Here is a 16504-nt window from a genome sequence, read left to right as displayed (position 1 = left end):
CATGCAGGGCTCGCTGACGAACCCCGCGAAACTCGCTCAAAGGCGTTAAACCGCAACCACTCGCACGCTGGCACCTTCGCCAACGCCCAGGGCTTCGGCCGCTTCCAGGTCCAGCGTGACCGGCTTGCCCGGCGCCCAATCGAGCTCCATCAGCACCGCGCGGTAGTCCTGGAGCTGCGCATTGGCCACCAGATATTGGCGGCCACCGCCTTTGCACAATTCACCGATTTTCACCGGCACCACGCGGCTTTGCGCAATCGAACGAATACCGGACACCCGCGCATGCAGGGTCGGGCCGCCGTCGAAAATGTCGATGTAATGATCGGTTTCAAAGCCTTCGCGCATCAGGATGTCGAAGGTGATCTGTGCCCGTGGATGCACTTGCCCCATGGCTTCTTGCGCGGTGTCAGGCAACAGCGGTACGTAGATCGGGTAATGCGGCATCAGCTCGGCGAGGAAGGTACGGCTCTTCAGCCCGCACAAGCGCTCGGCGGCAGCGTAGTTGAGGTCAAAGAAGTTGCGGCCGATAGCATCCCAGAACGGCGAGTCACCGTTTTCGTCGCTGTAGCCGACGATTTCCGTCACAACCGAGTCGGCAAACCGCTCGGGATGGTTGGCAACGAACAGCAGGCGGCCACGGGAATTGAGTTCGGAAAAAGCCGAACCCACCAGCTCCGGGACCACGTAAAAACTGGTCAGCAGGCTGTTACCTGTAAGGTCGTGGCACTGCGACAGCACATGAATCTTGTTGTGAATCTTCAGCTCGCGGGAGGCGTGGACGAAGGTCTCGTTACGGAAGCTGTAGAACGGCTCCGAGTAACCGGCCGATGCCACGATGGCCGAACAGCCCACCAGCGTGCCGGTGGCGGTGTCTTCGAGGACAAAGAAATAACTTTCTTCGCCATTGAAACTCACCTCGGCGGCGAACGATGCCTCGGACGCGGCGATCTTGTCGCGCAGGCGTTCCACATCGTCCGGCAATGAAGTGACACCAATCGGGCTGTCCGCAGCCAGACGCTGTACCTCGCCCAGGTCAGCCATTTGCGCAGGGCGCATCACCAGCATGGTGTCACTCCTTAATTCTTGAAATAGAAAGAAACGAAGAAACCCTGACGGGAAGCATGCACGCTCCCGTCAGGGGTGCCGATCAGGCTTGGGTCAGCTTCTGCACTGCGCGTTCAAAGCGGTCCAGACCGTCTTTGATGTCGGCCTCGTCGACCACCAGGCTCGGGGCAAAACGCACCACGTCCGGGCCAGCTTGCAGGATCATCAGGCCTTCCTTTTCGGCGGCATTGAAGATGTCCTTGGCCTTGCCTTTCCAGGCATCGCTCAATACGCAGCCGATCAACAGGCCCAGGCCACGCACGTGCGTGAACAGGCCGTACTGCTGACCGATCGCTTCAAGACGGGTCTTGAACTGGTCGTGTTTGGCTTTCACGCCGTCCAGCACGTCAGGCGTGTTGATCACATCGATTACAGCATTGCCCACCGCGCACGCCAGCGGGTTACCGCCGTATGTGGTGCCGTGGGTGCCGACAACCAGGTGCTTGGCCAGCGCTTCAGTGGTCAACATCGCTGCAATCGGGAAACCGCCGCCCAGGCTTTTAGCGCTGGTGAGGATGTCCGGGGTCACGCCATAGTGCATGTAGGCAAACAGCTCGCCCGTACGGCCCATGCCGGTTTGCACTTCATCAAACACCAGCAGCGCGTTGTGTTGATTGCACAGGTCACGCGCGCCTTGCAGGTAAGCCTGCTCGGCAGGCAGCACACCGCCCTCGCCCTGTACCGGCTCCAGCACAACGGCGCAGGTCTTGTCGGAAATGGCCGCTTTGAGCGCGTCCAGATCGTTGAACGGCACGTGGGTGATGCCGGTGATTTTTGGCCCGAAGCCATCGGAATACTTCGACTGCCCGCCCACGTTAACAGTGAACAGGGTCCGCCCGTGGAAGCTGTTGAGCGCGGCAATGATTTCGTATTTTTCAGGACCAAAGCGGTCGTGGGCCACACGACGTGCGAGCTTGAAAGCTGCTTCGTTGGCTTCAGCGCCCGAGTTGCAGAAGAACACGCGCTCGGCAAAGGTCGAATCCACCAGTTTTTTGGCCAGGCGCAGTGCCGGCTCGTTGGTGAACACATTGGACACATGCCACAGGTTGTTGGCCTGCTCAGTCAACGCCCCGACCAGTGCCGGATGCGCATGGCCCAATACGTTAACGGCAATGCCGCCCGCGAAGTCAATCAGCTCGCGACCCGACTGATCCCATACTCGGGAACCCGCACCGCGCACAGGAATGAAGGCGGCAGGTGCGTAGTTAGGCACCATGACCTGATCGAAATCGGCGCGTTGCACCGGGGCTTGCTCAACGGACATCGGAGTCTCCTGAAGAGGAACGCCTGCCTAAACTGGCGAGCGATGGGAGGATTGTAAGGACACGTGGGCATCACGCCTTGCCGCCAAGCGACAACTTCTTATAGCGCTCAACCACGATTTTCTCAGGCTTTCGGCAATGCGACATATTGCGTCACAAAGGCGCAGTTTAAACGCTGAGCACGCTTAACGGCAGCGCCACGTCAGGTTGATTTTCAGAGGCTTGGACACGGGCACTCAGCCCCAACCCCTTCACGGCGCACCTGGGGCTATTTTTTTATCCCTTGATCGCATAGTTGCGATCTGTTGGGTGCGGCTTTAAGCAGGTATTTGCGCTTTTTATCAGTGACACCGGGGCCGATCTTTAGGGCTCTTACCCGCTGATCAATGAGTGAATCAATGCCTGATGCCATCAATGCCGCTTCCCCCCCTCCAACCCCCACCGCAGCACCTGTACTGGCTCACCAGCGACTGATTGAACGTACGCTGCCTGACTGGCTGGTGCAGGCCCCCGAGGCAGCGCGCCAAACACTCAGGCAGATCAAGCCCGCGCCCGCGCATTGGCCGCCCGAGTTACCTCACGCACAACGAACAGCCCTTAACCAAGCCCACGTTGCGCACTGGAAATCCCATCACGCCACTCGCCAACACCTCGACACGCTCACGGACATTGAGGCATTCGCCACTTCTTTGCTGCGAGAGGCACTAATACGCCAGTACGCCATTGACCCCGCACTGGACCTCAAGGCCACCTTCATCAACCTGTATATCCCGCTGACCACGCCCCTCTTGAACATCCCGACCGGCGCCGTCAAAAACTGGCGCACGTCCATGCTGGGGGCTGCCCTGCATAATTTTGAAGCGTTTGAGGGCGAGCCGGGTGCACATACTGGGGACTCGGGCTTCATTTCAAAACCGACCCCCAGCGGGCAATTTCACGTGCTGCATGGGTTAACCCGGCAACTGCCCGTGCCAGGCTTCATCCAACTGTGCCGCCAACTGGACATTGGCCGACAGTACAAAGCGCATCTGGACAACGCGCTCGGCCTGACGGATCGCCGCAAAGCGCTCGCGCTCAAAACCGCTGTACGCGACTACGCAAAAAACGCGCTGGCAGCCTGCGCCCATCGCGCAGAGGCGCACGGCCAGATTACCCCCAGCCAGCAGGCGTCCCTCAACGACCTGGGCGAAGTCCGGGGCTGGACCCGTGCCGGCCCGGCCCCGCTGTACCCGCACAGCATGACCTTGCTGGGCAAAACCTTGACCGGGGTCCTGATTTTCAGTGCTCATCGGGTTTTGCCGTCGGCCAACAGCGAAATCATTGCTTACGTGCCGGATGATCCACTGAACCCGCTCAAACGCTACGCCTCAATGGCTGACTTCGTTGCCCAGCTCGCCCTCCAATTACGCGCCCCCCTGTACCAGCAGTACTTCTGCCGCTTCATCGACCACCAGCATGTGGGCGAGTTTTTCGCTGATTTAAAACGCGCTCTGTTTCACATCACCGCAGACCCGCCTTCCCTTCCCGAGGGACAAGGCTGGCCCGAGGATTACCCCCTCGACATTCGCACCCGCGTGATTGAACACCCCGTACTGGAGTACACCCTGAGCGACATCCCTCAGGATTTCGACGAGTACCTGTTTGAGGAGAAGCGCCGCAAACTGCTGGCCGACGCGCCCCTGATTGCGGTCAGCACCGACGCCGAAGACCAGAAAACGCGCCATGACCGGCAGGCGCGTTTGAAGAAAGTCGGGGAATGGGCACTCAATGGACTCGAAATGGTCGGTGCCATTTTCGTCCCGGGTCTCGGGGAGTTGATGCTCTTGCAAATGGCCTATCAAATTCTGGATGACACGTATGAGGGCATCAAAGACTGGACCGAAGGCAAAACCCTGGAAGCGTGGGATCATCTGTTTAATGTGGTTTCAAGCCTGACCCAGGCAGGCGCATTGGCGATTGGCGGCAAAATTGCCGGTGACGCGCTCACTCCGTTTATTGCGCGCTTAAAACCCGTCACCCTGCCCACCGGTGAAAGCCGTCTGTGGGAACCGGACCTCGCCCCCTACGCCCACACCGCACCGTTACCCGAGCATGTGCCGGTTAACGACAGCGGCTTGCAGCTGCACGAAGAAGCCCAGTTTTTAACCCTGGACGATCGCACCTATCGTGTGGAACAAGAAGCCCGCACCCAGCGCTTGCGCATCAAACACCCCTCCCGCACACGGGCGTACTCGCCCCGCTTGCGGCACAACGGTACGGGCGCATGGTCGGCAGAAACCGAGCAGCCGCTGTACTGGGATGACGTGACATTATTTCAACGCCTGAGCCCGACCGCCGCCAGGCTACCGGCGGACCAAGCCTCACGCCTGCTGGCCCTCACCGACACCGGGCCCGATCTGCTGCGCCGCCTTCATGTGGACGCTCTGCCCACCCCCCCCTTACTGGCTGACAGCATTTCACGCTTCGTGATCGAGGGCGAAATCCAAGGCTTTATCGACGACATGGAAAGCCTGGACCCGCTGGTACAGCAACAGGCACACACTCAGACACAACTGCAGCTGTTAACCCACCGCGACCTGTGGAATGTGCCCAAAGGGTTAAGGGTCGTCAGTGAAAGCGGCGAAGTGATGGCCGATTACCCGCCGGCCTCCGGTTCATCAGAGCGCCTGCAGGTCCGTCACAGCCGGGTGCGTGAGGGCCATTTATTGGAGGACGTGTTGCAGGCTCTGGATGAGCCAGATGCCAAAACGTTACTGGCCATCGACCCCGCGTTTGGTGATCCGCTGCCGGATACGCCCCTTCAAATCAGTCGGTTGCGCACCCTTTTGGCTGAACTGGCTCGCCGCCAGCGTGTCGAGTTATTCAAGTCCCACTATGCGTCAGCGTCACCGGCCACTAATGACGAAATACGCGTGTTGCAGGCGGCCTGTCCCGAGCTGCCGACAGCGGCGGCTCAGGCATTGATCTGGAATGCCCGGGGTGACGAACTGCTGCAACTGCTCAATCAACGCACCCTGGCGCCCCGCTTGCATACCCAGGCCTTGCAGCTCCTGCATGAATCACGCGTCAACCGCACCTACGAAGGGTTATTCCTCGATTCCACGTCCAGCCCGCAGACCGAATGGCTGATATTGAACACGATCGAATCCCTCCCCGGCTGGTCAAAAGCGCTGCGCCTGGAGGTTCGCCAGGACCACTTTGACGGCCTTCTGCTTAACAGCCTCGGGGATGAGCAGGCCGCTGTACGCAAGGTATTGATCAAATCTGAAAACCGCTACAGCGCCCGGGATGCTGAAGACCGGGAATTACATGGCCCCGACGACCTCTATGCCGCGGTGCTGCATGCGTTGCCGGATGCCGAACGCAATCAATTGGGCTTCCCGCATGTCGGTCAGGGGAGTGATTTGAAACGTGCCGTTCGCCACCATCCCCTCCTGCCACGTCACAGGGTCAGCGCACAGATTGAACCCGCCCGCACCGCGCTGGATATAGACCCTCTCGCGAATCTGCCACAAACCGCCCGCGACTACCCCCTGTTGGGCGCCGATGCCCCCGGTTCCGCACCCGACCCGCTCGACCAGCGGGTGTATGAGCTGTACCCCAGCCTGAATATCAGGGAGCGGGCACGGATCATCCGGGGCCTGCCCACAGACCGGGTTCAGGCCCATCAGGCACTGACCGATCTGGGGCAAGCGTTGCAGGGCTTACGTGATGACCTCGAAGCCTGGACCCTTGACGCACCTGCGGTGAATCAGCGTACAGGGGAGTTACTCCCACCGAGTCAGCGCGTGGCCAATGTTCAGGACCGCCGTGCATTCAGCCGTGAACTGGAGCGTTGCTGGCGTCATCAAACAGCGTTCGACAACCACTATGCCGACCCTGAACGTGATGGCTTTGAACTGACATTCACACGGTTAATAGTCGACAGCATGCCGCCAGTCAACGCTGATTTCAGCCATGTGACGTTTCTTTACTTGCGAGGCTTCGGGCCTGTGACCGGGGTGGATGAGTTTCTTCAGCGCTTCCCGCGAGTGCGTGTATTGCAACTCCAAGGGTTTGAGCTGGACGTGCTGCCCGAGTCGATTTTTTCGATGCCCAACCTCACCGATATCCACCTCGAAAGCAGCGCAATCACCTTAACCCCTGAGACAGCCCAGAGGCTGGCGGGAATGGAGCGTCTGGAGTACATCGACCTGGATGACAACCCGCTCAATGTCACGCCCGACTTCAGCAGCATGACAAATTTGAACACCCTGCACTTGAGCAACACCGAACTGACGGAGTTCCCGCTTTCCGTGCTGGACCTGCCGGGGCTGGAGGTGATTGATTTGAGTGAAAACCTGATTATTGAGTTGCCCGAAGCGCTGTTTGAGGCCCCCGCCTCCATCACCCAAGGCCTCGACCTGCAAGGCAATCCGCTGTCAGTGACCAGCCTGAATCGCGTTCGCGACTATTTCGCTCAAACAGGCCTGGACATGAACATCGAGCTGGACGTTGACGTCCCGGAGGAGGCGCCGGATATCGAAGAGTGACCCTCAACCACGCTCGGCGGGCGCAGAGGACAACTCAAACGGGCTGCTGCTGCGGCGTTGATTGCGATCTTCACGCGGTGTGGCGCCAAAGAAATTGCGGTAGGCGCTAGAGAAGTGCGGCCCGGACGAAAAGCCGCACGACAAACCGATCTGGATGATCGACTTGCTGGTCTGCATCAGCATTTGCCGGGCCTTGTTCAGGCGCAACTCAAGGTAGTACTGGCTTGGGACGCGATTGAGGTATTGCTTGAAGATCCGCTCCAACTGCCGACGGGACACGCACACATGCTGAGCGATTTCGTCGGTGGTCAAGGGTTCTTCAATATTGGCTTCCATCAGCAACACCGCTTGCGTCAGCTTGGGGTGACTGGAACCCAGACGGTTCTGCAACGGAATGCGCTGGCGTTCGCCGCCTTCACGGATGCGTTCCACCACCAGCTCTTCGGACACAGCCCCCGCCAGCTCGGCACCGTGGTCGCGGGCCAGCACAGCAAGCAACAGATCCAGCACCGACATCCCGCCGCAGGCACTTAGGCGGTCGCGGTCCCAGTCAAACAGGTGACTGGTGGCAATCACCTTGGGGAAGCGCTCGGCAAAATCATCCTGCCAACGCCAGTGCACGGCTGCGCGATAGCCGTCCAGCAACCCCAACTGCGCCAGCGGATAAACACCCGCCGACAACCCGCCAATCACGCACCCGGCCCGCACCACTTGCTTAAGGGCAGTACTCAGCGCCGGCGCCACCGAAAGCGGCGGCTCATCGGCCAGCAAAAACAGCTTCTGGCAGCCTTCAATCTTTCCGCCCCACGGCTCACCGGGCAAACGCCACTCGCCTTCTACAGGGGGTTCTGCTTGTAGAAACAGCAACTCGTAAACGACTTCCGGGTGCACGCGCTGGGCAACACGCAACGCCTCTTCGGCCAGCGCCAGGGTCAAGGCTTTGGTGCTGGGCCAAATGAGGAAACCAATTCGATGGGCGGTCATAGCGTGCTATCCGGAACGAAAACGAGAGTGAGAAACCACATACGCCAGACACTGAACCAGGCCAGCCGCGCACGGTGCGGAGCATGACCTATTTTGGTGCACAGCGGCAGTCTTGAAATCGCAGTTACTTCAGGCTACCTGAAAGAAACTGCTGCAAACGTTCACATTTCGGGTTGACCAGAACTTCGCGCGGGTCGCCGCGCTCTTCGACGATCCCTTTGTGCAGAAACACCAGTTGGTTCGACACTTCGCGGGCAAAGCCCATTTCGTGCGTTACCACCACCATGGTGCGGCCTTCAAGGGCGAGGTCCTGCATGACCTTCAACACATCACCCACCAGCTCGGGGTCAAGGGCCGACGTCGGTTCGTCGAACAACATGACTTCCGGCTCCATGGCCAGCGCCCGGGCAATCGCCACACGCTGCTGCTCACCGCCGGACATATGGCCCGGGTAAGCATCCTTGCGATGAGAAACACCGACCTTGTTGAGGTAATGCTCGGCTTTTTCCCGCGCCTCGATTTTGGACATGCCCAGCACATGCACAGGCGCTTCCATGATGTTTTCCAGCGCAGTCATGTGCGACCACAGGTTGAAATGCTGAAACACCATCGACAGGCGCGAACGCATGCGTTGCAGCTGCTTGGGATCCGCGGCTTTGAGGCCGCCGTCCTTGTTGGCGATCAACTTCAGCTCTTCGCCATTGAGCAAGATTTTGCCCGCGTGCGGCTGCTCAAGCAGGTTGATGCAACGCAAAAAGGTACTTTTACCGGAACCGCTGGAACCGATGATGCTGATCACATCGCCTGCTTTGGCGGCCAGCGAAACGCCTTTGAGCACTTCGTGACTGCCGTAGCGTTTATGCAGGTCTTGGACTTCAAGTTTGTACATGCTGTCGGTTCTCACAGAAACAGTCAGTCGTTGAGCAAGCGCCCGTGGCGCAGAGGCTCGCGCCCCGCCACTTTGGCCAGCCAGAAACCGGGTTGCGCATAGCGCAGGCGCTCAACGGCAAACAGCACACCGGCCGTACCTGCGCATACCGTACTCACCCGGTCGGATAAAGGATCAATCACTTCGAACAGCGGCTCGCCCACTTCAACCCAGGCGCCCGCCGGACGTAAAAAACTCACCACACCGGGGTGCGGTGCAAACAACAACTCAGTCCCCTCGAAAGGCATGCCTTCACATGCTTCATGTTGCGCAGCCGGCCATTGCCCGCCGATCAGCCCCTGCTCGGCGAGAAACGCCAGAACCCCTTCGGCATAGCGCTGCGCCTCCTCACGACCGGTGTCTGCCTGCCCGCCCAGCTCCACAGTGGTGGCCATGCAGGCCAGCGGAATTTGCGCGTCGCCAAAGTGACGCTGCAAACGCAACCAGGGCAAGGAACACGCCTCGTCAAAAGAGCTACCGCCCGAGTCTTCAGCCAGCAAACCAACACGCACATTCAGGTGCGCGGCCAGCGAGCGCCACTGCGGCCAATGCTGGGGCAAGGCGTACATGTGCAAGGCCGCTTCGGCATCGCAATGCAGGTCGAGCACCACGTCGGCATCGCAGGCGTGATTCAGGAGCACACGCTGCATGCCTTGCAACTGAGTGGTGGCAGCTGGCAATTCAGCTAACACGTCGCGCATGGCCTGACGGATCAGGTGAACATTCGCTCGCGGGTCATCCCCGAGGCGCCCTTCAAGCCGTGCAGCCACCGGCGCACTCAGCTCGACAAAGTCGCGGTTGAAGTTCTTGCCGCTGCCGCACTCAAAACGCCCCTGGTGATTGCCTTGCAGCAATTGCCCGAGCCCGAGCGGATTGGCCACGGGTACCAGTTCGATCACGCCGTTCAACAGCCCTTGAGCTTCCAGTGCACTCAAGCGCTTTTTCAGCTCCCAGGCGCAGCGCATGCCAGGCAACTCGTCCGCATGCAAGCTGGCCTGAATGTAGGCCTTGCGCTCTCCCGCGCCAAAACGAAACACCGACAGATGACGCTCGGTGCCCAGGCTGCTCCAGGGCAATGGATGATCGATACGTTCCATGGGTCAGGCCTTGCGCGGGGCCATGTAGCCCAACCAGCGGCGCTCGGCCATTTTGAACAGGCGCACCAGAATGAACGTCAGGCACAAGTAGAAAACACCGGCGGTGATGTAGGCCTCGAACGGCAAATAGTACTGCGCATTCACGGTACGCGCGGCGCCCGTAATGTCGATCAGGGTGACGATGGACGCCAGACTGGTGGTCTGCAACATCATGATGACTTCGTTGCTGTACTGCGGCAGCGCCCGGCGCATGGCAGACGGCAACAGAATGCGGCGGTACATTTTGCCGCGCGACATGCCCATCGCCTTGGCCGCTTCGATTTCGCCGTGGGGTGTGGCCTTGAGACTACCGGCGATGATTTCGGCGGTGTAAGCGCTGGTGTTGATGGCAAACGCCAAACAGGCGCAGAAGGTTGCACTGGACAGCAACGGCCACATAAAGCTCTCACGAACGGTCTCGAACTGAGCCAGCCCGTAGTAGATCAGGAACAGTTGCACCAGCATCGGCGTGCCGCGAATCACATAGGTGTAGAGCCAGGCCGGAAAGTTGACCAGCGGCTGCTTGGAGACGCGCATCAACCCCAGTGGCACTGCCACCAACAAGCCGAAGAACAGTGAAATACCCAGTAACTTGAGGGTTTCCAGCAGGCCATTAAGGTACAGCGGCATGCTGTCCCAAATGACGTTGTAGTCGAAGATCATAGATCAGCCGCCTTAACGCCTACCGAGTAGCGTTTCTCAAGTTGTCGCAACGCCAGCAGCGATACGCTGGTCAACACCAGGTACATCGCCGCGACGGCCAGAAAGAAGGTGAAAGGTTCGCGCGTGGCATCTGCCGCCTGCTTGGCCTTGAACATCATGTCTTGCAACCCGACCACCGAGATCAGGGCCGTGGCTTTGGTTAACACCAGCCAGTTGTTGGTAAAGCCCGGAATCGCGAGGCGAATCATCTGCGGCACCAACACCCGGAAAAATACTTGAAAACCGCTCATCCCATACGCCATCCCCGCTTCCGCCTGTCCTTTGGGAATGGCCATGAAGGCACCCCGAAACGTTTCGGACAAATACGCGCCAAAGATAAAACCCAAGGTGCCGATACCGGCCGCCAACGGGTTCAAATCGATGTAGTCGTCATAGCCCAGCAGGGGCGCGACGCGGTTCAGCAAGTCCTGACCACCGTAGAAAATCAGCAGGATCAGCACCAGATCGGGAATGCCGCGAATGACTGTGGAATACAAATCGCCCAACCAGGCCAGCCAGCGCACCGGCGACAGGCGCAAAGAAACACCGATCAGACCTAGAACAATGGCCAGGGCCATGGACGACAAGGCGAGCTGAAGCGTCAACCAAGCGCCATCGAGGATGACAGCCCCGTAGCCTTTCAACATGATTCAGGTCCTCAAAATTTGGATGAAAAAATGGCGCAAACTTCAGAATTCCTGTTGCTTGCGCCATTTCGGACAGGGTGCTGCGATGACTTACTGCGCGTCGGCGCCGTAAATATCGAAGTCGAAATATTTGTCCTGGATCTGCTTGTACTTGCCGTTTTCACGGATACCGGCGATGGCCTTGTTGATCTTGCCTTTCAACGCATCGCCCTTGCGTACCGCGATGCCTACGCCGTCACCAAAGTATTTGACGTCGGTAAATTGCGGGCCTACGAACGCGTAACCTTTACCTGCGTCGGTTTTCAGGAAACCGTCTTGCAGCAGGGTGGCGTCGGCAACGGTGCCATCCAGGCGACCGGCTTGTACGTCCAGGTAGATTTCGTTCTGCGAACCGTAAGGAACAACAGTGGCCCCTTTAGGCGCCAGCACTTCCTTGGCAAAGCGGTCGTGGATCGAACCACGTTGCACACCGATTTTCTTGCCTTTGAGTTCATCCAGGCTGTCGCTGACGGCAGTGCCTTCCTTCATCACCAGGCGTGCTGGAGTGAGGTAGTAACGCTGGGTGAAGTCAACGGATTTTTGGCGATCTTCGGTGATGGACATCGAGGACAGGATGGCGTCGATCTTGCGCACTTTCAGCGCAGGGATCAGCCCATCGAACTCTTGCTCAACCCAAACGCACTTGACCTTCATCTCTTCGCACAGGGCGTTACCGATGTCGTAGTCAAAGCCGACAATGCTGCCATCCGGTGCCTTGGAGGCAAACGGAGGGTAAGCAGCTTCAATACCAATTTTCAGAGGTTTTTCATCAGCAAAAGCCTGCAGGGACAGCACAGACAGTGCCAGGGCGCCAAGAAGCACGAGTTTCTTCATCTTAGGACTCCATCGGTAAAGGGCAAAAAATGCAGAGTGAGCCTGAGCCCAATATGCGGAGGTTAAACCGGGAATGCGGCGCCACGTCCTACTGGCGTTGTGCTGAGGTCAGCACAACAACGACGAGCGAGTGATCGGCATTCTAACGACAGGCTTCAAGCCGTTATTTCTTCAATGCGACAACTAATTACAAATGCACCGAGAAAGGCGACTCCAGGCATTGACAGCTCTTCAAAATCATGCAAGAGCAAAAGGTGCAGAACCTATATGAGTTGCAAATAGCGGGCCTATTATTCGCAAAGCCTTCTATTCCGGCAAGTGCAGCGTTTCATCTAATTTATTTGGCCCGCAAAAGCTGCGCCAAAACAGTGCTCTTCGTTTCGCAAAGCCCCGTTTCCGTGCGCCCGGTTACATCAGCGGTAACACCTTACACAGGCTTCTCGCCTGTACAAAACAAAAAGCCCCGCCTGACTGTGCCAGGCGGGGCTTTTACGATGCGGCCACGCGTTACGCGACCTTCATGCCTTTGTGGGTTTCAATCAAATGCTGCACCACGCCCGGATCTGCAAGCGTCGAGATATCCCCCAGCCCGTCGTACTCACCCGTGGCGATCTTACGCAGAATGCGACGCATGATTTTGCCCGAGCGGGTTTTCGGCAGGCCCGGCGCCCACTGAATGACATCCGGCGAAGCGATAGGACCGATCTCCTTGCGCACCCAATTCTTCAACTCCTGGCGCAACGCTTCGGACGGCTCTTCCCCGCCATTCAACGTGACATACACATAAATGCCCTGCCCCTTGATGTCGTGGGGCACGCCCACAACAGCCGCTTCGGCCACTTTAGGGTGCGCAACCATCGCGCTTTCAATTTCCGCGGTGCCCATGCGGTGCCCTGAGACGTTGAGTACGTCATCCACGCGACCGGTGATCCAGTAATAGCCGTCTTCATCGCGGCGCGCTCCGTCACCGGTGAAATACATGCCACGGAACGTCTTGAAGTAGGTGTCCACAAAGCGGTCGTGATCGCCGTACAAGGTGCGCGACTGACCCGGCCATGAATCGAGGATCACCAGGTTGCCTTCGGTAGCGCCTTCCAGGATGTTGCCCAGGTTATCCACCAACGCTGGCACGACACCAAAGAATGGCCGTGCAGCCGACCCCGGCTTGAGCGCATGCGCACCCGGCAACGGGCTCATCAGACAGGCACCGGTTTCGGTCTGCCACCAAGTGTCAACGATCGGGCAGCGCTCTTTGCCGACAGTCGTGTAGTACCAGTTCCAGGCTTCCGGGTTGATCGGCTCGCCCACCGAGCCCAGCAAACGCAGACTGGAGCCGTCTGCATCCTTAACAGCTGCCTGACCTTCGGCCATCATCGCGCGAATAGCTGTCGGCGCGGTGTAGAGGATGTTGACCTTGTGCTTGTCGATGATTTTCGATACGCGGGTAATGTCCGGGTAATTCGGCACCCCTTCAAACAGCACCGTGGTGGCACCGTTGGCCAGCGGCCCGTAGACAATATAGGTATGACCGGTGACCCAGCCCACGTCGGCCGTGCACCAGTACACCTCGCCCGGACGGTAATCGAACACACGCTCATGGGTCAGGGCCGCATACAGCAGATAGCCACCGGTGGTGTGCTGTACGCCCTTGGGTTTGCCGGTGGAACCGGAGGTATAAAGGATGAACAACGCTTCTTCTGCACCCATCTCTTTTGGCGCGCAGTGCGTTGAGGCGACAGCCATCAGGTCGTGGTACCAGATGTCACGGTGTTTGTACCAGGCAATATCACCGCCAGTACGCTTGAACACGATGATCTTTTGCACACTGGAGGTGTCAGGATTGGTCAGCGCTTCGTCGACATTGGCCTTGAGGGCCGTGCGCTTGCCGCCGCGAATACCTTCGTCGGCGGTAATGACCACTTTGGATTTACAGTCGATGATACGACCGGCAAGCGCTTCAGGTGAGAAGCCGCCAAACACAACCGAGTGAATCGCGCCGATGCGGGTACAAGCCAGCATGGCAACGACCGCCTCGGGCACCATCGGCATGTAGATCGTGACCACGTCGCCACGGTGCACGTCCTGACCGCGCAAGGCGTTCGCCAGTTTGCACACTTCTTCGTGCAATTCACGGTAGGTAATGTTGCGTTGCTCGGAAGGGTCATCGCCCTCCCAGATAATCGCCACTTGATCGCCACGCTCGGCAAGGTGTCGATCCAGGCAGTTGTAAGACACGTTGAGGGTGCCGTCGGCAAACCATTTGATATCGACATGGTGATCGTCGAAAGAGGTCTGCTTGACCGTAGTAAAAGGCTTGATCCAGTCGAGACGCTTGGCCTGCTCGCGCCAGAAACCATCCGGATTGACGACAGATTGCTGGTACATCGCCTTGTACGTCGCCTCATCGGTCAACGTGTTAGCTGCGACCTCGGGGCGTACGGGATACAGGGAAGCTGCACTCATGTTCCACACCTCAATTTTTTTGTAGTTGTTGTTTTATGACCCTGTTGTAGCCGGGCCACCGCGTGAGTTCCATTCGACGTTGGTAGTAAGAAACCAGCCTGAAAAGCGTCATTTATAGGCAGAAGGCTCAAGCTCGGTACTTACAGCCCCTCACCCTGCAAAACGACGTGCCGCGAAGCGCCCTTGACGCCCTGTTTTCGGCGATTGTTGCAGAATCTGTCAACAGTCTTTATCAAAACGCCCTCTATATGCAGGCCCGGTGCAGGCATAAAATTCCTCTCGCCAACCAAGGCACCGCGATTAACACACGTTACAGCCCCCACGAAGGCACGCTTAGTCGCACTTAACTTTTTAAGTTTCACACGTGGCCTCATAAGGGCTACGTGACCCCACTCGACCAAAAACAGGTACCCCTGAAATGAAAGCGTTGTTAGTTCTGGCCCTCAGCAGTGTGTGTTTAACCGCCATGGCCGATACATCAAACACCCCGGTTTCCAACCCGCAACCTGCCGTTGAACACTATTCCTACTCTTCCGAACTGGACATTGCCAAAGTTATCTCAATGACTGAAGTGCCCAACGTTTGCGAAGTCGTACCGGCACAGATGGTTTACGAAGACTCCCACGGCATGCAGCACACCCTGGAATACCGCGTTATGGGTAATGGCTGCTCTAACGGCTAACTTGCTGTTTTAAATTAAAACGACAACTTCTTTATTCAGGGCGCAACGTTAACAGCACACTAGGTTTACAGGTGATGCGTTAATACCCGCCAGTAACAACTCAGGACACGCGTAAATGAAACGCTCACTGGTATTGGCTTTTAGTCTATCGGTATTGGCAAGTGCTGCCTTTGCAGCAGATGGTTATGACCGCACTCATTCAGCAACTTTCGTTGAAGACGGCTATGACAACACTCGCTCGGCCTCCTTTGCCGAAGACGGCTACGACAACACCCGCTCGGCTTCATTTGCCGAAGATGGTTATGACCGCACCAATGGTCATCGCTTGAGCTGATACCGCGAGTGACTTAACGCCCGGTTTTAACCGGGCTTAGTCCCCCGAATGGGAAATGCCTGCCCCCTCCCCACCGCTGCGCACCTCGCGCGCTCCTCGCCAGGCCCCACGCAAAAAAAATCCGCCCAGTCAAACCCTCGCCCAGCCGCAGCCTCGCCCAAGTCCACCTGAAAATCAGGGCATTTCGTCGCATCCGCAAAAAAAAACTGGCTGAAATACCCTGTACAAAACCCGTATACTGCCGCCGTCAAAAGGGCTTGATATATCCCCTTCACGGGTTATAAACCCACGCTGCTCCGGCCCAAGGCCAGGCTGCGATGCACAAACCACTGCATCCCCTCAGCGACAGCGGGCCAACCCTACGAATACATTCATGTTTTTGCGTGCGCTTACCGCTGCTGCAAGCAACATTCCTTAGATCCAAACGGCCAATGGCCGTGTGACAACCCAACTATTAAGCGTTATCACACGGGCGTCAGGCCCTCACGCAGGAGACGACACGTCATGCTGAGCTGGGACGAATTCGATAAAGAAGATGAAGGCGAAGTCGCCGTCAAAGGCGCCAATGCCGGTCACGCAACCGAAGCCAACATGGACCGCCTGGACACCGCCGGCGGCGTTGCGGCGCTAGAAGCTCGCGCTGTCACGGCCACTGACTCCGAGGCTATCAAGCGTGCCAAGGCAGCCCTGGACAACCTCGACATCGCTGAAGGTCTGGCCGAACTCGAAGGCGCCAGCGCCCGTGTCGCCGTTGATGAAAAGATGATGATCAACTGCCGCGCCGACCTTAACCAGCTCGTGCCGTTCAAGTACGACTGGGCCTGGCAGAAGTACCTCGACGGCTGCGCAAACCACTG

12 protein-coding genes and 1 pseudogene are annotated in these 16504 nt (G+C 58.2%); 4 read left to right on the top strand and 9 right to left on the bottom strand.

All coding sequences use genetic code 11. From position 1 onward, the window contains the following. Positions 1–45: 45 nt before the first annotated feature. Positions 46–1065 carry an arginine/ornithine succinyltransferase subunit alpha gene (aruF, locus tag CJF39_RS13105; RefSeq protein WP_094993809.1) on the bottom strand — a complete coding sequence of 340 codons (1020 nt, stop codon included), beginning with the start codon at positions 1063–1065 and terminating at the stop codon, positions 46–48. An 82-nt stretch (positions 1066–1147) separates the two neighbouring features. Continuing rightward, on the bottom strand, positions 1148–2368 hold the full coding sequence (locus CJF39_RS13100; RefSeq protein WP_094993808.1) for an aspartate aminotransferase family protein: 1221 nt from the start codon (positions 2366–2368) through the stop codon (positions 1148–1150). A 396-nt stretch (positions 2369–2764) separates the two neighbouring features. On the opposite strand from CJF39_RS13100, the gene CJF39_RS13095 reads away from it, so the two are divergent. Beyond that, on the top strand, positions 2765–6898 hold the full coding sequence (locus tag CJF39_RS13095; protein ID WP_094993807.1) for a leucine-rich repeat domain-containing protein: 4134 nt from the start codon (positions 2765–2767) through the stop codon (positions 6896–6898). 3 nt (positions 6899–6901) lie between these two features. Here CJF39_RS13095 and argR read toward each other — a convergent pair whose 3' ends face one another. From argR to acs, 7 genes are all read right to left on the bottom strand, one after another. Next, on the bottom strand, positions 6902–7882 hold the full coding sequence (gene argR / locus CJF39_RS13090) for a transcriptional regulator ArgR (RefSeq protein WP_094993806.1): 981 nt from the start codon (positions 7880–7882) through the stop codon (positions 6902–6904). Between the two features lie 124 nt (positions 7883–8006). After that, a complete protein-coding gene (locus CJF39_RS13085) occupies positions 8007–8771 on the bottom strand; it encodes an ABC transporter ATP-binding protein (RefSeq protein ID WP_094993805.1) in 765 nt (254 codons plus the stop codon). Between the two features lie 23 nt (positions 8772–8794). Further along, positions 8795–9907: a succinylglutamate desuccinylase/aspartoacylase family protein gene (locus CJF39_RS13080; protein WP_094993804.1), complete on the bottom strand. Its 1113-nt coding sequence runs from the start codon at positions 9905–9907 to the stop codon at positions 8795–8797. A 3-nt stretch (positions 9908–9910) separates the two neighbouring features. Next, the gene (locus tag CJF39_RS13075) at positions 9911–10609 is read right to left on the bottom strand and encodes an ABC transporter permease (protein WP_094993803.1); all 699 of its coding nucleotides are present in this window, start codon (positions 10607–10609) and stop codon (positions 9911–9913) included. Beyond that, entirely contained in the window at positions 10606–11295 is a 690-nt protein-coding gene (locus tag CJF39_RS13070) for an ABC transporter permease (protein ID WP_094993802.1), read from the bottom strand. The genes CJF39_RS13075 and CJF39_RS13070 overlap by 4 nt, the downstream gene beginning before the upstream one ends. A gap of 90 nt (positions 11296–11385) precedes the next feature. Further along, a complete protein-coding gene (locus CJF39_RS13065) occupies positions 11386–12168 on the bottom strand; it encodes an ABC transporter substrate-binding protein (RefSeq protein ID WP_094993801.1) in 783 nt (260 codons plus the stop codon). Positions 12169–12675: 507 nt separating this feature from the next. Further along, on the bottom strand, positions 12676–14631 hold the full coding sequence (acs, locus tag CJF39_RS13060) for an acetate--CoA ligase (protein ID WP_094993800.1): 1956 nt from the start codon (positions 14629–14631) through the stop codon (positions 12676–12678). Positions 14632–15049: 418 nt separating this feature from the next. On the opposite strand from acs, the gene CJF39_RS13050 reads away from it, so the two are divergent. The 3 genes and pseudogenes from CJF39_RS13050 to CJF39_RS13035 form a co-directional block, all read left to right on the top strand. Next, positions 15050–15313 carry a DUF2790 domain-containing protein gene (locus tag CJF39_RS13050; protein ID WP_094993798.1) on the top strand — a complete coding sequence of 88 codons (264 nt, stop codon included), beginning with the start codon at positions 15050–15052 and terminating at the stop codon, positions 15311–15313. A 115-nt stretch (positions 15314–15428) separates the two neighbouring features. After that, positions 15429–15647, top strand: a complete 219-nt coding sequence (locus CJF39_RS13045; protein WP_094993797.1) for a heme utilization protein — start codon at positions 15429–15431, stop codon at positions 15645–15647. 504 nt (positions 15648–16151) lie between these two features. Continuing rightward, positions 16152–16504: pseudogene (locus CJF39_RS13035) on the top strand (ribonucleotide-diphosphate reductase subunit beta); the annotation flags it as partial.

The sequence above is a fragment of the Pseudomonas lundensis genome, assembly GCF_002269125.1.
Lineage (GTDB): Bacteria > Pseudomonadota > Gammaproteobacteria > Pseudomonadales > Pseudomonadaceae > Aquipseudomonas > Aquipseudomonas lundensis_A.
The sequence above is the reverse complement of the archived record's forward strand: the minus strand, read 5'-3'. Positions and strand labels throughout refer to the sequence as shown.